The organism is Streptococcus oralis, from assembly GCF_019334565.1.
GTDB classification, from domain to species: domain Bacteria; phylum Bacillota; class Bacilli; order Lactobacillales; family Streptococcaceae; genus Streptococcus; species Streptococcus oralis_CR.
This window is the reverse complement of record NZ_CP079724.1, coordinates 323,081-341,158: the sequence shown is the minus strand read 5'-3', so window position 1 is coordinate 341,158 and position 18,078 is coordinate 323,081. Positions and strand designations below refer to the sequence as shown.

General features: G+C 44.2%; 17 protein-coding genes. 5 read left to right on the top strand and 12 right to left on the bottom strand.

Annotated elements, in window-relative coordinates:
- Positions 1–30: 30 nt before the first annotated feature.
- Positions 31–4,755: an endo-beta-N-acetylglucosaminidase gene (locus KX728_RS01755; protein WP_215805006.1), complete on the bottom strand. Its 4,725-nt coding sequence runs from the start codon at positions 4,753–4,755 to the stop codon at positions 31–33.
- A 332-nt stretch (positions 4,756–5,087) separates the two neighbouring features.
- On the opposite strand from KX728_RS01755, the gene KX728_RS01750 reads away from it, so the two are divergent.
- Positions 5,088–6,719: a Na/Pi cotransporter family protein gene (locus KX728_RS01750; protein ID WP_000026664.1), complete on the top strand. Its 1,632-nt coding sequence runs from the start codon at positions 5,088–5,090 to the stop codon at positions 6,717–6,719.
- Positions 6,720–6,813: 94 nt separating this feature from the next.
- Here KX728_RS01750 and KX728_RS01745 read toward each other — a convergent pair whose 3' ends face one another.
- Entirely contained in the window at positions 6,814–7,110 is a 297-nt protein-coding gene (locus KX728_RS01745; RefSeq protein WP_000840142.1) for a bacteriocin immunity family protein, read from the bottom strand.
- 20 nt (positions 7,111–7,130) lie between these two features.
- Positions 7,131–8,195 (bottom strand): glutamyl aminopeptidase, encoded by a 1,065-nt coding sequence (gene pepA / locus KX728_RS01740; protein ID WP_215805007.1) that lies wholly within the window; start codon positions 8,193–8,195, stop codon positions 7,131–7,133.
- Positions 8,196–8,427: 232 nt separating this feature from the next.
- Here pepA and KX728_RS01735 point away from each other — a divergent pair, with 232 nt between their 5' ends.
- From KX728_RS01735 to KX728_RS01720, 4 genes are all read left to right on the top strand, one after another.
- Positions 8,428–9,387 (top strand): ABC transporter permease, encoded by a 960-nt coding sequence (locus KX728_RS01735; RefSeq protein WP_215805008.1) that lies wholly within the window; start codon positions 8,428–8,430, stop codon positions 9,385–9,387.
- Positions 9,377–10,333, top strand: coding sequence for an iron chelate uptake ABC transporter family permease subunit (locus KX728_RS01730; protein WP_215805009.1), 957 nt, complete (start codon positions 9,377–9,379; stop codon positions 10,331–10,333). Before KX728_RS01735 ends, KX728_RS01730 begins: the two co-directional genes overlap by 11 nt.
- Positions 10,330–11,082 (top strand): iron ABC transporter ATP-binding protein, encoded by a 753-nt coding sequence (locus tag KX728_RS01725; RefSeq protein WP_215805010.1) that lies wholly within the window; start codon positions 10,330–10,332, stop codon positions 11,080–11,082. The genes KX728_RS01730 and KX728_RS01725 overlap by 4 nt, the downstream gene beginning before the upstream one ends.
- A gap of 98 nt (positions 11,083–11,180) precedes the next feature.
- On the top strand, positions 11,181–12,152 hold the full coding sequence (locus tag KX728_RS01720) for a siderophore ABC transporter substrate-binding protein (RefSeq protein ID WP_215805011.1): 972 nt from the start codon (positions 11,181–11,183) through the stop codon (positions 12,150–12,152).
- A gap of 31 nt (positions 12,153–12,183) precedes the next feature.
- On the opposite strand, the gene yidD is transcribed toward KX728_RS01720, so the two are convergent.
- The 9 genes from yidD to racE are packed head-to-tail and all read right to left on the bottom strand — an operon-like array spanning position 12,184 to position 17,899.
- A complete protein-coding gene (gene yidD, locus KX728_RS01715; protein ID WP_000821619.1) occupies positions 12,184–12,426 on the bottom strand; it encodes a membrane protein insertion efficiency factor YidD in 243 nt (80 codons plus the stop codon).
- Positions 12,426–13,148 (bottom strand): pseudouridine synthase, encoded by a 723-nt coding sequence (locus tag KX728_RS01710; protein WP_215805012.1) that lies wholly within the window; start codon positions 13,146–13,148, stop codon positions 12,426–12,428. Before KX728_RS01710 ends, yidD begins: the two co-directional genes overlap by 1 nt.
- On the bottom strand, positions 13,135–13,704 hold the full coding sequence (scpB, locus tag KX728_RS01705) for an SMC-Scp complex subunit ScpB (protein ID WP_215805013.1): 570 nt from the start codon (positions 13,702–13,704) through the stop codon (positions 13,135–13,137). Before scpB ends, KX728_RS01710 begins: the two co-directional genes overlap by 14 nt.
- Positions 13,705–13,722: 18 nt before the next feature.
- Positions 13,723–14,451 carry a segregation/condensation protein A gene (locus KX728_RS01700; protein WP_000351887.1) on the bottom strand — a complete coding sequence of 243 codons (729 nt, stop codon included), beginning with the start codon at positions 14,449–14,451 and terminating at the stop codon, positions 13,723–13,725.
- The gene (gene xerD, locus KX728_RS01695; protein ID WP_287639059.1) at positions 14,451–15,185 is read right to left on the bottom strand and encodes a site-specific tyrosine recombinase XerD; all 735 of its coding nucleotides are present in this window, start codon (positions 15,183–15,185) and stop codon (positions 14,451–14,453) included. Before xerD ends, KX728_RS01700 begins: the two co-directional genes overlap by 1 nt.
- Entirely contained in the window at positions 15,182–15,643 is a 462-nt protein-coding gene (gene cbpB / locus KX728_RS01690) for a cyclic-di-AMP-binding protein CbpB (protein ID WP_215805015.1), read from the bottom strand. The genes xerD and cbpB overlap by 4 nt, the downstream gene beginning before the upstream one ends.
- Entirely contained in the window at positions 15,640–16,161 is a 522-nt protein-coding gene (locus tag KX728_RS01685) for a metallophosphoesterase (protein WP_084877440.1), read from the bottom strand. The genes cbpB and KX728_RS01685 overlap by 4 nt, the downstream gene beginning before the upstream one ends.
- Positions 16,137–17,108 carry a nucleoside-triphosphate diphosphatase gene (locus KX728_RS01680; RefSeq protein WP_215805016.1) on the bottom strand — a complete coding sequence of 324 codons (972 nt, stop codon included), beginning with the start codon at positions 17,106–17,108 and terminating at the stop codon, positions 16,137–16,139. Before KX728_RS01680 ends, KX728_RS01685 begins: the two co-directional genes overlap by 25 nt.
- Positions 17,105–17,899: a glutamate racemase gene (gene racE, locus KX728_RS01675; RefSeq protein ID WP_000370379.1), complete on the bottom strand. Its 795-nt coding sequence runs from the start codon at positions 17,897–17,899 to the stop codon at positions 17,105–17,107. Before racE ends, KX728_RS01680 begins: the two co-directional genes overlap by 4 nt.
- Positions 17,900–18,078 lie beyond the last annotated feature (179 nt).

Sequence of the window (18,078 nt, the reverse complement as noted above, 5' to 3'; positions counted from 1 at the left end):
TATGATAAAATCCAAGATTCGTAAATCTGATTAGTTTTCTTTCATCTTTCTAGCAAGCAAGCCGTAGCCACTCATTACTCCGAGGAGTCCCAGCGCTACTAGACTAGCATCTCTTGTCGCTCCCGTATTTGGAAGCTCTTTACTTGTTTCTTCAACTTTTGCTGGTGCTGCTGAAAGAGCTTGATCCCTTGTTTGTGAGACTTGATCCTCTTTCGTTCCTACTTCAACAATTTCTGGAAGAGCTTCCTTGAGAACCTCAATAGAATGAAGGGTGCGTTTGCCCTGAGCATCAACTTCTACAAAGCGACGAACTTGACCTTCAACGCCTGCTTGAACTAGCTGGCGTTTGCCTTTGAGAAGGCTTGCATTTGGTCGCTCTTGACGATTGAAGGCCACTGTGTCCTCTTCAATTTCTAGTTTCGGAATTTCTAAAACTAGGTCTTTTACTCCCTCAGCCGGTTGGTTACTTGACAGAACTTTTGTACCAACTTCGGTGATTTCTGGGACTGATTCCTTGACTACCTCAGTCGAACGAAGAGTGCGTTTGCCTTGGGTATCTACTTCTACAAAGCGACGAACTTGGCCTTCAACTCCTGCTTGCACTAGCTGCCGTTGGCCTTTGAGAAGTTCGGCGTTTGGTCTCTCCTGACGTTCAAAGGCTGTTGTTTCACTTTCAATAACTAGTTCAGGGAGGGCCTCAACCGTTGGAGCCACTTCATTTGGATCCATACTTCCAACATGGTGACTTTCTTCTGCAGGAGCTAGTTTCTTATTTAGCTTTTCTTTCATTTCCGCAAAAGCTTGTGGAGTTGGTGTTTGTGAAGACAACAAAGCTTCAGCTTGGGCAATCAACTCATTTTGAGAATCTTTTGCACGGACGGATTCGAGCAAGCCTTCCAATTCTTCTCTAGCAGTTTGATAACGTTGATTTCCATCCAAGTTTGTCCCTGCTTGTTTCAACTCATTCAAAGCCCGATTGACTTCTTCTTGGCTAGCATTATGGTTTTCTGCTACAGCTTTGGCTGCATTGAGCTTCTCTACTAGTGCTGCTTGTTTGTCCTCGCTTGAGAAGGTGTAGGCAAGGGTTGACTGACGGCCTTGGGCAGCAGTGATTTCTTGTTTGAGGTACTCATCATTGACTGAAGCCTTTGGAGAAACCAAGACATCAAACTCAGCGGTGTGTCCCTTGTAATGCAAGGCCAAGGTCTGACGACCAGTCTTTTGAGCATCGTAGCCCGTAATTTCAACACCTTGATCTGTGAAGGCATGGCTTTCTTCTGTCTCATCATCATAGAGAACGCCGAAGCGCCCTTCTGCAAGATCCAGTTGCTCTCCTACTAGATAGTCTGTTTTCGGTTTCTGAGTAATGTACAAGCCTGCTACTTCTTTCGGCTTCCCTTCATCTTGACCAGTCACTTGGACTTTCAGTTCACCTGACACTGGTAAACCAAGGTATTGAAGTGTTAGGTTCTGTTCCCCTTTTTGATGAGCGTTGTAGCCAGATACTGTCACACCTGAGTGAGTAAGGTTGATCAGCTCATCGGCTTGTCCCCCTTCGTATTGAACACGGAGAGTCCCACCTCTAAGGTCAAGTTTTTCTCCCTCTTTGTAAACTATCTTCTTAGGTCCTTTTTCAAGGCTAACTGCAGCAATTTTTCTCTCATCCTGCGGAATTGCTACTGCCAAGGTGTTACTGATTTCTTTGCCAGGTAGTTGGGTACGATAGTAGAGGAGAGTTGGTTGCTTGTCAAAGCCCAATGGTGCTGTTGCCAAGTCGCCTCCAGTTTCAGACTCCAAGGTTGCAATTGGTATTTGTGAATCTGCCTTGTCGTAAACGGTGATAGTTGCACCCGCTGGAACATCAGAGAAACCAAGTTGAACTTGATGGTTTCCAAGTGAACGAGCAGCTACCTTAGCCATTGGAATATTTTGACTTTCTGTGTCCAAGGTTTCGTACATCTTCCAGTTGTAGATACGAATGGCTTTCCAAGGTGTTCCGTTATCAGATGTAATGACATGCAAACGCCAGTCTTGGGCAGTGATTGGTTTGTCAAGAGTGATATCTGTAACGTGCACTTTGTTGCCACGGACTTCCTTAGCTAGTTTCCACTCGCCATCTGTATCCTTGTAATAAAGATCAAAGTCCTTGGTATTCATCAGACCATCGTTAACAGACTCACCACCAGCTCCTGCATGATCCATTACCCATCTAACAACGGTACGTGGCTTGGTCAAGCGAATATCCACACTACCGCTCAGCTGAGCTGAAGACCACTTATCTGACAAGCTAGTAATGGTACCATTCAACATACCTTCGATGCCTTCCCCGCCTTCAGTATTCGGGAAAGTGCTACCAATAACCGTTGCCCCTGGAACAATATTTTCAGCTAAAGGTCTTGGAAGAGTCGTATCCTGAACTGTCATCCCCCAGTTGAATGACGCAGTTGCAGCCTCAGAACGGAGCCCATTTTTACCAACTGCAACGACTTTCAATTCTTGAGTCCTACCAGTCGCATTAGCAGAACGGCTAACTTTTGGCAAGTAGATGGTTGAAGCAGATGATCCTGTCAACAAACGCCAGTTATCACCGTCTTTTTCGTAGACTTCATAGAAATCCGCATCTTGGTTACCCGAAAATTGAACCACTGCTTCAGCTTCTTGGGCATTCTTAAGAGATTGCTTCACTACAGAGAGACCTGTCGGGGCTTGTGGCGCTTGGTGATTGTCTGAAATGGTTAATTGACCTAGGTTGAACTGATAATCTTTTACAGCTCCTTCATGCTCGAAGAAGAGTTTGACTGCATAGATGGTTTTACCTGCTAGTGAGCTGAGGTCAAATTCTTCATTCTTCCAGTCATCAGAGAGAGTCAGTTCTTTCCATGCAGCTGCATCCTCAAATTTGTAGTCTGGTGTTGTAGAGAAAGCCATATAAACTTTAGAGCCTTTTCCTCCCTTGTGGGCAACACGAAGTTTGGTTTTCTCTGTTACTTCTAGTTTGGTAGAATACAAATTCACATCCTGGTCCGTCTTACCAGCTACATCGCCTGAGAATTTAAGGGAGTTTCCTCCATTATAGGCATCTGTAAAGTCATATTCTGCACGAAGTTTTTCCCCTGTTGAAGTCTGCCACCAGCGCCATGTTGGCAAGACACCAGAAACAGAACGGTAGTTCCACTCAGAATCCTTAGAAACTTTGCCGTCTACAAACCATTTTCTACCATGACCTGTATTAAAGGAGGTCGTGAAGGTTCGACCTACTGCTGGTGTACGGTCAGCAACTAAATTGGCAATTCCATACCACTCTTTATCTGCTGGTTTTTGAGCTGTTGGATCTCCTTGGTAACCTGTAAAGAAGATGTCTTCGTTCTTGTGGTAGTCTTCGCCTGTTTTTCCTAGACTGGTAATCGTATCTGGTGCAAAAAGTCCAAGTGACAAACGCAACTTGCCTTTTTCATCTAAGAGGGCATCCCATTTGACTTTGGTCTTATAAGAACCACCTTGTTGCAATTCCAAGCCTGCAAAGACATCATATTGACTACGCTCTAGCCATTTGGCCATCTCTACGGAGTGGTCATTCTTTTCCTTGTTCCAGTTGAAATTGGCAAAAAATTGATCTGCAGGGACTTTGTCACCTTCTTTTTGCATGAACTGGTAGTTGTAATCACCTAGACCATCTTCGTGGTAACGACCGTATTTGTAGGTCATGGCATCGTACCAAGCATACTTGATCGGGTGGTTGACTTTGGCTGCGTATTCTTTTGTATAGAGCATGAATTGGCGCATTTTTTCACCAAGAGGTGCTACCAATTCCCCCGTTGTTTCCTGATTAATGAAATAGCCATCAAAGCCATAGTACTTAGCAAGATCGACAAGTTTCCGTGCGATAGGGAAGGTGCCATCTGCGTCTTGTTTCAAGGCAGCGGCAAATTTCTCTTGGTCAGCAATACTGTTTGACCAGTTGAAAAAGAGTGTTCCATAAACGGGAACTCCGTTGCGGTGACCGGCATCAATGACATCTGGAGTTGGAACTAGACCTTCCCAGAAGACCATTGAATCCAAGTATTGCCAGTAGTCAAAAGCATAGGCCTTGAATTCTTCTCCACCAACAGAAGCGTGGTCTTTGGCCTTTGAGTTGGTATTTGCCAGCGCCTGAACCTTGGCTCTTCTGCTTGCTTTTTCGTTAACCAACTGGCCTCTATGGCGCTTGGCGAGTTCAACTGATGAACGGTTAATGGGATCATCCTCACGCGCACCCGGTTCCCATTTCAACAAATCCTCCCAGGTATCAAATTTGATTTCTTTTGGTCGGAGACTCTTTTCTTCATTTTTAGGAACGTCTGCTAGAGTCGGTTTGTCGGCTTTCTTCTCAGCTACTTGAGGAGTTTCCTCTGGTTTAACTTCTTCTTTTTCAGTTGGTTGAGCAGGTTTTTCAGTTTTATCTGTCGGAGTTGGCTTTGCTTCTTCTTTTTCATTAACCAGATCCGTTATTGCTGGAGTGTTTTCTGAAATTGGTTGCTCAGCTACTTTGTTCTCTGTTTCCTCTAATTGTTTTTCAAGGGCTGCAGTATCTGGATTAGTTGTTTCACTAGCGCTTGTAGCTTGGGCGCTCGTATTTGCAGCTGTTTCAGGGACTGCGACTTGTTCGGCAAGAGCTGGGCTCGCAAATAGAGCTGAACCAATCATCAAGGAACAAGCCCCGATTGACAGCTTACGAATACTGTAACGGCAACGTTTTTCAAAAAATAGATCTTTCATCTTATCCTCCTAATAAAATATAAAGTAAGCGCTTTACTTTTTGATAAAAAGTAACTGTTCTCAGTGCACACCACCAGAACAGGATCATCTTCATTTTATACTATATGAAAGCGATGTCAATCTATTTAACATAAAAACTATAACTAGGATAATAATCAGTAAAATTTGGACACAATCCTATAAATCATCTATCTTAAAGGGAATCTATCTCTCATTTTAAAAGAAAGTTCTTGTTTCTTATGAAAATTTCAGCTAAACACTTGTGAGATTTACTTTTATCCTTTAAAATAGAATAGGAGAAATTCCGTTATTATTTTTCGGAGGAAAAAGAAATGTCCATTAATTGGCAGGAAATTTTATTTCACTTTTTAGGAGGTCTAGGACTGTTTTTATACAGTATCAAGACCATGGGAGACGGTTTGCAACAAGCTGCTGGAGATCGCCTTCGTTTTTACATTGACAAGTACACTAGCAATCCCTTTTTAGGTGTTCTAGTCGGGATTGTCGTGACCGCCCTCATTCAGTCAAGTACAGGGGTTACAGTTATCACGGTTGGGTTGGTCAGTGCTAGTCTTCTCACTCTTAGACAGGCTATCGGAATTATCATGGGAGCCAACATCGGAACCACCGTTACTTCCTTTATCATCGGTTTCAAACTAGGCGAGTATGCTTTACCCTTGATTTTCCTTGGAACCATGTTCCTCTTCTTTACAAAAAACAGAACAGCAAACAATATCGGGCGCATCCTGTTTGGTGTTGGGGGAATCTTCTACGCCCTTAACCTCATCAGTGCCGGTATGAGTCCGCTTAAAGATTTACCACAATTCAAGGAATATATGGTAACCTTGGGACAAAATCCTATTTTAGGAGTAGTAGCTGGTGCAGTGATTACCGTCCTCATCCAGGCTTCCTCGGCTACAATCGGGATTTTGCAAGGTCTCTATGCAGGTGGGTTCCTTGATCTTAAAGGTTCACTACCAGTTCTCTTCGGGGATAATATCGGGACAACCTTAACCGTTATCATCGCAGCAGCTGGAGCCAATGTCTCAGCGAAACGCGTTGCAGCAACCCACGTTACCTTTAACGTTTTAGGAACTATTCTTTGCTTAATCCTATTAGGCCCCTTTACTGCTATGATCGAGTACTTCCAGGCACTCCTTCACCTCTCACCTGAGATGACCATCGCCTTCTCGCACGGTGCCTTTAACGTAAGTAACACCATTGTACAATTTCCATTCATCGGAGCCTTGGCCTACTTTGTAACCAAGCTCATCCCTGGTGAAGACGAGGTTGTCAAGTACGAGCCCCTCTATCTCGACGAGCAACTTATCCAGCAATCTCCTTCTATCGCTCTAGGAAATGCCAAAAAAGAACTCTTGCACTTAGGAAACTATGCAGCCAAAGCTTTTGACCTTTCTTATACCTATATCATCGGTTTGGATGAAAAGGTAGCTGAAAAAGGGCACAAGACAGAGGAAGCCATCAATACCATCGATGAAAAACTCACTCGTTACCTCATCAGACTCTCAAGCGAATCCTTGAGTCAAAAGGAAAGCGAAGTCTTGACCAACATCCTAGATTCATCTCGTGATTTGGAACGGATTGGGGACCACGCAGAAGGCTTGCTCAACCTAACAGACTACCTTCAACGTAAGAATGTTCAATTTTCTGATGCTGCTTTAGAGGAATTAGCTGAGATTTATCAAGCAACAACTACATTCATCAAGGATGCCCTTGATAGTGTGGAAAACAATGATATTGAAAAAGCTCAAAGTCTGATTGAACGCCATAAAGAAATCAACAATATGGAACGCGTTCTCAGAAAGACCCATATCAAACGCCTTAACAAAGGTGAATGTTCTACACAAGCTGGAGTCAACTTTATCGACATTATTTCCCATTACACTCGTGTATCTGATCACGCCATGAACCTTGCTGAAAAGGTCATCGCTGAACAAATTTAATTGGTAAGAAGCCACCTTAATTTAGGTGGTTTTTTTCGTCTCTTAATCAAGAATATTTTTTCTAACGTAAAAAATGCTTTGATTCACAATGGAATCAAAGCATTTTAAAGAGTTCTCCAAACATGATAGCAGAAACTGCAGTGCCCCTATACTTGGCTTCTTCTCTTTTGATAAAACGCGCCAAGTTGATCAACTCAGGTGCTGGGTGTTTGGGATTGGTGAGCAATTCACGGGTGACCAGTCCTGAGAGACGGACTGCTAGTAACTGCTCATTTGTAGTAGGCAGTTTCTTAGCAGTCTCTAGGAGAGCAGCAACTAAATCTTCACTCAAACCCTGACGAGCATGGTTATAGAGATCTTTTATAAGGCTTTCTAGGTTTGGTTCTGCCATCCCGACCACCTCCCTTATGCTTAATAATGTTTAATCAAATCTACTGTTGAACGATCCAATTTTTTCACCAAGGCTTGCAAGAAAGCTTGGGCTTCTAAGAAGTCATCCATCGCGTAGAGAGTTTGGTGAGAGTGGATATAACGAGCACAGACACCGATAGTTGTAGATGGGACACCACCATTTTTCAGATGAGCTGCTCCAGCGTCTGTTCCACCTTTTCCACAGTAGTATTGGTACTTAATGCCAGCTTCTTCAGCCGTTGTCAAAAGGAAATCCTTCATAGCTGGGAGGAGCAAATGACCTGGATCATAGAAACGAATCAAGGTTCCATCCCCAATCTTGCCTTGGCCACCATAAACATCACCAGCAGGTGAGCAGTCAACGGCTAGGAAAACTTCTGGGTCAAACTTAGTTGTAGAAGTATGAGCGCCACGAAGACCAACCTCTTCTTGGACGTTCGAGCCAAGATAGAGTTCATTTCCGAGTTTTTGACCTGAAAGGGCTTCTGCTAGCTCACTAACCATAAGAACTCCATAGCGGTTGTCCCAAGCTTTTGAGATGATATTTTTTTCATTGGCTGTCAAGATAGCGGAGCTATCAGGGACAATGGTATCACCCGGACGGATACCAAAGCTTTCTGCCTCAGCCTTGTCTGCAAACCCACCATCAAAAATGATATCTGAGATTGCTGGCATAGTTGGTCCTCCTGTTCCACGTGTCAAATGTGGAGGAACAGAACCTGAAATCACTGGGATTTCACGACCGTCACGAGTAAAGAGTTTAAAGCGTTGACTGCTGACCACCATAGGATTCCAGCCACCGATTTCAACCACACGGAAGGTTCCGTCTGGCTTAATCTCACTGACCATAAAACCAACTTCGTCCATGTGAGAAGCGACCAAAACACGCGGTGCATCGACAGCTTCTGAATGCTTGATACCAAAAATACCACCCAAGCCATCTGTCACTACTTCATCCACGTGCGGTGTCAACTTTTCACGAAGATAAGTCCGGACAGGCGCTTCATGACCCGAGATCGCAGCAAATTCTGTTACTTCTTTGATTTTTGAAAATAATGTTGTCATATCAGTTCCTTCTTTCTGTCCTCCATTTTACCACTTTTTATAGGAGAAGGATAGTGGGAAGTTGGACTGGTTTTTACTAGTTTATCCTATAAAATAGAGGAGCAGATGTAATTTCAGGAATTTTTCTTTCTTTTTACATTAAATTGTCAGAAAATTTATTGACAGATTAAAAAATCGTGTTACATTATCTCCAAGGGTATTTTTATACCAAATCTACATGAAAGGACGGGGCATGAAACTCTCTCATATTTTAACAGGCTTACTTCTACTCCTGGTCTTTCTCTCCATTAGTATTGGAACCAGTGATTTTTCTTGGGAAAAATTCTTTGCTTTTGACCAACAGACTTGGCTTCTCTTTCAAGAGTCGCGTCTTCCAAGAACCATCAGCATTCTCCTTGCAGCCTCCAGTATGAGCATGGCAGGACTCCTCATGCAGACCATTACCCAAAATCAGTTTGCTGCTCCGAGTACAGTCGGAACGACAGAAGCCGCCAAACTGGGAATGGTGTTGAGCCTCTTTGTCTTTCCGTCTGCGAGTCTGACCCAAAAGATGCTCTTTGCTTTTGGCTCATCTATTTTATTTACCCTCTTCTTCCTGGCTTTTATGACTATTTTTTCTGTAAAGGAAAGGTGGATGTTGCCCTTAATTGGGATCATCTATAGTGGGATTATCGGTTCTGTCACAGAAGTTATCGCCTATCGTTTCAATCTGGTTCAGAGTATGACTGCTTGGACCCAGGGCTCCTTCTCCATGATTCAGACCCATCAGTATGAGTGGCTCTTCTTAGGCCTCATTATCCTGATGGCCGTTTGGAAATTATCCCAAACCTTCACCATCATGAATCTGGGCAAGGAAACCAGTGAGAGTTTGGGGATTTCTTACTCCCTACTTGAAAAGCTGGCCCTCTTTCTAGTGGCGCTAACGACAAGTGTCACCATGATTACTGTGGGTGCCTTGCCTTTTCTCGGAGTCATCGTTCCCAATCTTGTCCGCAAGCGCTATGGAGATAATCTGAGCCAAACCAAACTCATGGTCGCTCTGATCGGAGCCAATCTGGTTCTGGCCTGCGATATCCTCTCTCGAGTCTTGATTCGGCCCTATGAGCTGTCTGTCAGTCTCCTACTAGGAATCATCGGTAGCCTCGTCTTTATCCTACTTCTCTGGAGAGGAGGACGAAAAGATGCAGTTTAAAAGCAAACATACCAAGCTCTTCTGGCTTCTCATTATTCTGGCCATCGGAGCTTGTCTCCTCTACTTTTGGCCCATCACTAACCTGTCTGCCTTTGCCTGGAAGCTGCGTTCCCAAAAAATCATTGTTTATCTCTTGGTAGCCATCGCGACAGGGATTTCGACCATTAGTTTTCAAACCCTGACGGAAAATCGCTTTCTGACGCCAAGTATTTTGGGAATCGAATCCTTCTATGTCTTGCTACAGACCCTGCTACTGATATTTGAAAGCAAATTTCTACAGCTTGGGAAGTCGCCTATCTTAGAATTTCTAGTCTTGCTTCTGCTTCAATCCCTCTTCTTTCTCGCCTTACAAGGCTACCTGAAGAGGCTGATGAAACAAGACCTGGTCTTCATCCTACTAATCTGCCTAGCCCTGGGAAGTCTCTTTCGAAATATCAGTACCTTCCTCCAAGTTCTGATGGATCCAAATGAATACGATAAACTGCAGAACAGTCTCTTTGCCTCCTTTCAGCATCTCAACACTTCCATCCTAGCCATCGGTTCTCTGATCATCCTCGCTTTGACAATCTTTTTCTTTCGCAAAGCAGTCGTTCTGGATGTCTTGCACCTGCAAAGAGAAACGGCTCAGATACTGGGACTAGATGTTGAAAAAGAACAGAGAGAACTCCTCTGGGGCATCGTGCTCTTGACCTCAACAGCCACTGCCTTGGTAGGGCCTATGGCCTTCTTTGGCTTTATGCTGGCCAATCTCACTTACCTGATTGTCAAAGATTATCGACACAAGTTGCTCTTTATCGTAGCCATTCTAATTGGATTTATTAGCTTAACCTTGGGGCAAGCCCTCATCGAACGAGTCTTTGCGCTGGAAATTCGCATCAGCATGATCATCGAGAGTGTGGGTGGTCTCTTATTCTTTATCTTACTATACAGGAGGGCCCGTCGGTGAAACTGGAAAACATTGACAAATCCATTCAAAAACAGGATATTTTGCAAGACATTTCCCTTGAAGTCAGTCCTCAGAAACTGACAGCCTTCATTGGTCCAAATGGTGCTGGAAAATCAACTCTTCTCTCCATCATGAGCAGACTGACCAAGAAAGATCAGGGAATCCTCAGTATCAAAGGGCGTGAAATCGAGAGTTGGAATTCGCAAGAACTAGCCAAAGAGCTCACCATCCTAAAGCAGAAGATCAATTACCAAGCCAAATTGACCGTTGAAGAACTAGTCAGCTTTGGACGTTTTCCCTACAGCCGTGGTCGACTGAAGGCAGAAGACTGGGAAAAAATCCGAGAAACCCTGGACTACCTGGAACTGACAAGCTTAAAAGACCGCTACATCGATAGTCTGTCTGGTGGACAGTTGCAACGTGTCTTTATCGCTATGGTACTGGCCCAGGATACAGACTTTATCTTGCTAGACGAACCGCTCAATAATCTCGATATCAAGCAAAGTGTCAGCATGATGCAGATCCTTCGGCAACTGGTGGAGGAACTTGGCAAAACCATTATCATCGTCCTCCACGATATCAATATGGCTAGCCAATATGCGGATGAAATTGTTGCCTTCAAGGACGGTCAAGTCTTTTGCAAGGGAACGACTGCTCAAATCATGCAGACTGACCTGCTCAGTCAACTCTATGAGATTCCCATCACGTTGGCTGATATCAATGGCAAAAAGATCTGTATCTATAGCTAGCTATTCTGAACTCATGTTAGAGAACCCTCTGTCTCTTAGCTAACAAGCCTATCTAAGAGACTCCCTACATCGTTATCATATTTTAAAAAGGAGAAATCATGAAAACATCCCTTAAACTTTATCTTACTGCCCTAGTGGCCAGCTTCTTGCTCCTACTTGGTGCATGTAGTACAAATACAAACTCAACCACTAGTAAGACGGAGTCAAGTAGCTCTGCTCCAACAGAGATAACCATTAAAAGTTCACTAGACGAGGTCAAACTTTCAAAGGTTCCTGAAAAGATTGTGACCTTTGATCTCGGTGCTGCGGATACTATTCGCGCTTTAGGTTTTGAAAAGAATATCGTCGGAATGCCGACAAAAACTGTTCCGACTTACCTAAAAGATCTTGCGGGAAATGTCAACAATGTGGGTTCTATGGTTGAGCCAGACCTAGAAGCCATTGCTGCTCTTGAGCCGGATCTGATTATCGCTTCTCCACGTACCCAAAAATTCGTAGACAAGTTCAAAGAAATTGCTCCAACTGTTCTCTTCCAAGCAAGCAAGGACGACTACTGGACTTCTACCAAGGCTAACATCGAATCTCTAGCAAGTGCCTTTGGTGAAACTGGTACACAGAAAGCCAAAGAAGAATTAGCTAACCTAGACAAGAGCATCCAAGAAGTCGCTACTAAAAACGAAAGTTCTGACAAAAAAGCCCTTGCTATCCTCCTCAATGAAGGAAAAATGGCTGCCTTTGGTGCCCAATCTCGTTTCTCTTTCTTGTACCAAACCTTGAAATTCAAGCCAACAGATACTCAATTTGAAGACTCTCGCCACGGACAAGAAGTCAGCTTTGAAAGTGTCAAAGAAATCAATCCTGACATCCTCTTTGTCATCAACCGTACCCTTGCCATCGGTGGGGACAACTCTAGCAACGATGGCGTCCTAGAAAATGCCCTCATCGCTGAAACTCCTGCTGCTAAAAATGGAAAAATTATCCAACTAACACCAGACCTCTGGTATCTAAGCGGAGGCGGTCTTGAATCAACCAAACTCATGATTGAAGACGCACAAAAAGCTTTGAAATAAACAAGAAAACCCAACATCAGGTGATGTTGGGTTATTTTTTTTCTTGATTTCGTCTGAGAGAAAAGTGGTCTGGGACAGGATCTTTTCCTATTGGCGACCAAGGATGGCATCGGAAAATTCGAGCCAAGCCCATCAGAACACCCTTGAAGCCATGTTTTTCAATAGCCTGAATCATGTAGTTGGAACAAGTCGGCTCAAAGCGACAAGAGGGTGGAAAGGCTGGTGAGATAAAACGTTGGTAAAAGCGTACTGGCGCTATTAAGATTCGTTTCATTATTTCTTGGTTACAGCCATGGTGTGTAGTTGGCTGATTTCTTTTTTATTGAGGCGACGAGCTTCACCTGGACGAAGCCCCGTCAAGTCTAGATGTCCAAAACGTGTCCGAGACAACTTATCCACTTGGAGGCCGACAGCTTCAAACATCTTTTTAACCTGATGGTTACGCCCTTCATGGATAGTCAACTGTACCACAGAGCGGTTTTTGACTGGATCCACTTTGAGAATTTCATAAATAGCCGGCTTGGTTTTCTTGCCATCAATCTCAAGACCGCGGGTCAAGGGGCGGAGATTGTCCTTATTAGCCACACCTTTAACACGCGCAACATAGACCTTGTCAATCTCATTACGGGGGTGAATCATCTCATCCGTAAAATCACCATCATTGGTTAAAATCAAGACACCTGATGTATCCCAGTCCAAACGTCCCACAGGGTAAATGCGTTCTTTAACATTGGGCAAGAGGTCGACAACAGTCTTACGACCCTTATCATCTGTCACACTGGAAATCACACCGCGTGGTTTGTTAAGCAGATAGTAAACCTTTTCTTCGTTGTAGATAGGTTGACCTTCAACTTCGACCTTGTCACCAGACTTGATGGTCGTTGCGAGTTCACGCACTACCTGTCCGTTGACCGTTACCAATCCTTGCTTGATCAGCTCTTCTGCTTTTCTCCTACTGGCCACACCTGCGTGGGCAATATATTTATTGATTCTCATCTTCTTCTATCCTTTCACCAAATAATTGGCTTTCTTGGGCTTGAATCTCAAGATCATCAATCACTGGTAATTCTTCTAAATGGTTAATCCCCATGTAATCTAGAAAATAATCCGTAGTCACATAGAGATTAGGGCGACCCAAAACTTCTTTTTTCCCATCTTCTCTTATCAATTCAAAAGCCTGCAACTTTGCCAAGGCTCCACTCGAGTTAACCCCACGAATAGCATCAATCTCAATTCGGGTAATCGGCTGCTTGTAGGCAATGATGGACAAGGTCTCAAGGGCAGCCCGAGACAAACTTTGGTTGATGGGTGCCTTGGAGTATTCCTTCAAAATCGCTGCAAATTGAGGCTTGGTGACCAATCTGTATGCACCACCTGTCTTGATCAGGGACAAGCTCGAATCTTGGTCTTTTTCATACTTCTGGGCTAATTTTTCTAAACTCTGTTGGATGCCTGTCGGTGGCAGAGAGAGGAGTTCAGCCAACTGACGGACCCGAATCCCATCTTCACCTGCCACAAACAAGAGCGCTTCTATTTCTGCTAAAGTACTCATCTTTCCTCTCTATCAAGTCTAGCTTTGTGCCTCTTGATTTTCTTCCTTCTTTTCCATGAGATAGATATCTCCGAAACTCTCCTCTTGCACGAGGATCAGTTCCTGGGTTTTGATTAACTCTAAGGTCGCCAAAAAGAGGGTAATAACCTCTTGGACATTCTGGGCTTCCTTGAACAAATCCTGCAAGCGCAACTGGTCTCGTCCAGTCAAGGACTCTTTTACGATGACCATCATGTCCTCAATCTTATACTCATCTCGCAAGATAGTTGTATGATTCTGAGCAAATTCCTCTTTTTTCTTGGCTAGGATATTTGAAAAAGCCAAAAAGAGGTCAATGGTCGTCTTGTCATGTACAAGCTCCGCATCCTCGTAAATCAACTCTGTCGGTGCTTTGGAATAATACTGGGCCCGATCTTGGTGCTTAGCTTCCAAGTGCTCACCCAAGAGCTTGAACTTACGGTATTCTTCGATTTGGGAGAGAAGATCCTGCTCCAGGTCATCCTCCAAGTCTGTCACTTCTGCTACCTTTGGCAAGAGCTTGCGGCTCTTGATCAGCATGAGCTGACTGGCCATGACCATATACTCGCCCGTCACTTCCAGACGCATGGCCTGCAGGGTTGAGACATAGGCTAGATACTGCTCGATGACTTCCGTAATGGGCACATCGTAGATATCCATCTGGTACTTGGAAACCAGGTGCAAAAGCAGGTCCAGAGGCCCTTCAAAATCTTTTAATTTAATATCCATTATCTATATTTTTCTAAGGTCAGGACTGTTTTTAATCCTAATTTTTTTGCAATTTCGTACAAATCGACCTTGTTTTCTATCTGTCTTAGAATGAACTGTTCCCGCAAGGCTTGGGCTGATAAGGCTGGGAACCTCTTCTCCTTGACAAAGGACTCCAGCTGACGAAAGGCCCACTGACGAGAATAGGTTTTCCCACTCCTTTCAAAGAGGTAGGTTTGCCCCATCAAGGGTTCTAGCTCTGGAATCAAGGTCGTGGGAATAGTGACAATCCTCTGTTGGGAAGCCTTGTTGATTCTCAAAACCTGAAAATCAAGATTGATATCCGCAATCTTGAGGGATAAAATCTCGCTTGGCAAGAGTCCCATTTCTAGGATTAAGAGCGCTAGCAAGCGTCCTTCTGGATAATTACTTTCCTGCCAAAAAGAGTCTAAGTCTAGAATCTCTGGCTTTTCGGTCTTCTTTTCAGCTTGTTTGGCTAATTCCAGACGGTAAAAACTGTCCACTTCACCTTTTTGATAGAGAAAGTAGAGAAATTGGTTGCAGGCCGAAAATTTTCGCTTCTGGGCGCTGATTTTTAGATTGGCTAGCTGGCCTTGGTAAATCTTAAGACTGGTCTCAGAAATCCGCTCACCCACAATGTCTAAAAATTGCTCCAGATCATACTTATAGGACTGCTTGGAATTGGCAGACAAACCCTGCTTTCCCTCTAAAAAGTCTGAAATCCTATCTCTCATTTGCATCGAATCTCATATTCCTTACTAAAGTCATGTAAGAGAGCATTGACGGCCTTGAGGATAGACTTGCGCGTGATGATTCCTTGGAAAATTCCTTCACCATCTACGACTGGCAAGAAGGGTTCATCCACCAGTTTATGGAGGACTTCAGTGATGTTATAGTCTGGAGCGACGACTGCCACATCTGTCTTGGTCATATTGACGATGTCTGTCGTTGCCATCTGCTCATCCGTCAAATCTTGCTCCATTTGATAAGCCAAAATGTCTCTCAGTCCAATGGTTCCAACAAAGCGTTTGTCAAAGGTCACAACAGGGATACGGGTATAGGTGATTTGGCTCAGCACCAAAATTGCATGGTCAGCGTTATGGGTATCAATCAAGGCTGCTAGATTCTCAGCAGGGGTAAGAAAAGTCTCTTCCTGCTCCAGTAAAAATGCTTCAAATTCCTTGGCAATCATCGAGAAAACTCCTTGGACAAGCCTGGATAAACCTCATGGTCACGTGTCAAAAAGTCTACTTTAAAATAGCTGTCATCAATCTCCACACGGGCATAAAGGCATTCCCTGATGGTTCCTCTTGGTTGGCTGATGGAGCCTGGATTTAAAAAGAGTGTTTTGCCTTCCATCCAAGCATTTGGCACATGTAAGTGACCATAGAGACAGATATCGGCATCTTCTTCCTGAGCCCAGTAGTCCAACTTTTGAAAGTTGAAATTGATGTCAAACAAGTGTCCATGCGTCTGGATGATCTTAGTGGGACCAAGTTGAGTTACCAAACGTTCTGGGTAGCCAGCATAAAAGTCCATGTTGCCTTTGACGACATGGATGCCTTCCCAGAGCGGAGAGTCTGGACGGAGTTCTGAGTCACCATCGTGAAAAATGGCATCGACTTTCCCCAGATAGCGATCACGAATTTCTTCCACAATCAAGCTATCGCCGTGGGAGTCACTCATTACAATGATGGTTTGCTTTGCCATGATGGAAATACCTCCAAAAGTTTCTTAACGGCTAAGGCACGGTGGGATTGGCTATTTTTTTCTTCAAGGGTTAATTCAGCTGAGGACTTGCCTGTCTCTCCCACAAGGAAGAGCGGATCATAACCAAAGCCATTTTCGCCCTTGGGCTCAAAGTTGATATAACCTGGCCAGTCAGCTTCGACAACCAAGCTTTCCTTATTTGGACTGGCTACAACTAGGGTTGTGTGGAATTGAGCCGAGCGGTCCTTGAGTTCAAAGACCATGGCCAATTCGTGCAAGAGCTTGGCATTGTTTTCACGATCATTCGCTCCCACTCCTGCAAAACGGGCTGACCAGACTCCTGGCAAACCGCCGAGGACATCGACTTTGAGACCTGAGTCATCTGCTAGCACCATCTTGCCTGTTAATTGGGAAATGGTTTCTGCCTTGAGGCGGGCATTTTCTTCAAAGGTCATACCTGTTTCAGCTACTTCAGGCAAATCTGGATAGTCATTGAGATTTTCCACATCGTAGCCTAACTTGTCAAAGATAGCTCGGAATTCCTTGGTCTTGCCTTCGTTGCGAGTTGCAATCAATAAGGTTTCTCTGACCTTGTTAGTTTCAAAGAAGGTTTCCACTTCAACTCCTTCTTTAGGCAATTCGACATGCAAAAGCTGTCCATTTTCAATCAAGAGCAGGGCACCCTGACGTTGGATGACTTCTAGATTGCGGCCTGCTTCAGCATTTAAAATCTCAACGATAAAGGAGAGCAGACGGAAGTTAGAAGACCAGCGCATCACCGTTATCGTAATCGGAAAGCCATTTTCCTCGTCACGAAAAATCCGCGCTAAATCCATAAAATCAAGCTCGAGAGAATCTTTGATAAGGCTATAGATGCCTCCATAGACATCCCAGACACCGACATACCAGTCCTGGTCATCCTTGTATTCATAAATTTTATTTGTCATAAAGTTACATGCTCCACATGAATCTCTTTTTCCAGCCATTCTGCTCCAATCTGGGCAAAACTTTGGCTATTGGCTGTTGTGTAAAAACGATGTTGAAGAGGTCCCGCATCTCGGCTACGATTGATTTCAAAATAGTTCAGCAAAACCGAGATATCCCGTACACACTCTGCCCCACTATCGATGAGCTGAACCTTTGGTCCCATGACATTTTGGATGATAGGGCGAAGGAGTGGGTAATGGGTACAACCCAAAATCAGGCTATCCACCTTTCCAACCAAGGGACGCAGAGTTTCATAGACCACTTTCTTAGTTACACTGGTTGACAGGGCACCAGACTCCACCAAGGGGGCAAACTTGGGACAGGCCAAACTCTCCACCTGTAAGTCCGGATCCAGATCATGGATTTTTTGACGATAGATGTCTGATTGGACCGTCATGGGGGTTCCAATGACCCCGATTTTCCCACCTTGACTGGACTTGATAGCTGCCGAAGCTCCTGGCAAAATCACGCCTAAGACAGGAATATCTAGTTGGGCCTTGATTTCTTCCCAGACGACCGCAGTCGCAGTGTTACAAGCAATGACAATCATCTTGACATCCTTGGTCAAGAGAAAGTTGACCAACTGCCAAGTATATTCACGAATTTGCTCAGCAGGACGGGGACCATAGGGTGCCCGTGCCGAATCTCCAATATAGACGATTTCTTCATGGGGAAGCTGGCGCATGAGCTCACGAACAACAGTCAAGCCCCCGACACCCGAATCCAAAAAACCAATTGGTCGATTATCCATACAGTCTTCTTTCTAGTCTTTTTTCTGATTGATAGTTCATCATAATTACTCGTCCTAAATGAACGGATAGACAGCTTGATAGAATGGCAACTGCCTCTCTTTTAATCATAATCAAATATCAATAGAATGCAAGGAAAAAGTCTTATCCTTGAGAACTATTGAACATAGTGAGAAGTCTG

Bases quoted from the DNA above. Each gene is read 5' to 3' on its own strand.
- yidD (WP_000821619.1), bottom strand. From the start codon at position 12,426: ATGAAACGAATCTTAATAGCGCCAGTACGCTTTTACCAACGTTTTATC.
- KX728_RS01745 (WP_000840142.1), bottom strand. From the start codon at position 7,110: ATGGCAGAACCAAACCTAGAAAGCCTTATAAAAGATCTCTATAACCAT.
- KX728_RS01720 (WP_215805011.1), top strand. From the start codon at position 11,181: ATGAAAACATCCCTTAAACTTTATCTTACTGCCCTAGTGGCCAGCTTC.
- KX728_RS01730 (WP_215805009.1), top strand. From the start codon at position 9,377: ATGCAGTTTAAAAGCAAACATACCAAGCTCTTCTGGCTTCTCATTATT.
- KX728_RS01700 (WP_000351887.1), bottom strand. From the start codon at position 14,451: ATGGATATTAAATTAAAAGATTTTGAAGGGCCTCTGGACCTGCTTTTG.
- KX728_RS01710 (WP_215805012.1), bottom strand. From the start codon at position 13,148: ATGAGAATCAATAAATATATTGCCCACGCAGGTGTGGCCAGTAGGAGA.
- KX728_RS01755 (WP_215805006.1), bottom strand. From the start codon at position 4,755: ATGAAAGATCTATTTTTTGAAAAACGTTGCCGTTACAGTATTCGTAAG.
- KX728_RS01750 (WP_000026664.1), top strand. From the start codon at position 5,088: ATGTCCATTAATTGGCAGGAAATTTTATTTCACTTTTTAGGAGGTCTA.
- pepA (WP_215805007.1), bottom strand. From the start codon at position 8,195: ATGACAACATTATTTTCAAAAATCAAAGAAGTAACAGAATTTGCTGCG.
- KX728_RS01680 (WP_215805016.1), bottom strand. From the start codon at position 17,108: ATGACAAATAAAATTTATGAATACAAGGATGACCAGGACTGGTATGTC.
- xerD (WP_287639059.1), bottom strand. From the start codon at position 15,185: ATGAGAGATAGGATTTCAGACTTTTTAGAGGGAAAGCAGGGTTTGTCT.
- racE (WP_000370379.1), bottom strand. From the start codon at position 17,899: ATGGATAATCGACCAATTGGTTTTTTGGATTCGGGTGTCGGGGGCTTG.
- KX728_RS01685 (WP_084877440.1), bottom strand. From the start codon at position 16,161: ATGGCAAAGCAAACCATCATTGTAATGAGTGACTCCCACGGCGATAGC.
- KX728_RS01735 (WP_215805008.1), top strand. From the start codon at position 8,428: ATGAAACTCTCTCATATTTTAACAGGCTTACTTCTACTCCTGGTCTTT.
- cbpB (WP_215805015.1), bottom strand. From the start codon at position 15,643: ATGATTGCCAAGGAATTTGAAGCATTTTTACTGGAGCAGGAAGAGACT.
- scpB (WP_215805013.1), bottom strand. From the start codon at position 13,704: ATGAGTACTTTAGCAGAAATAGAAGCGCTCTTGTTTGTGGCAGGTGAA.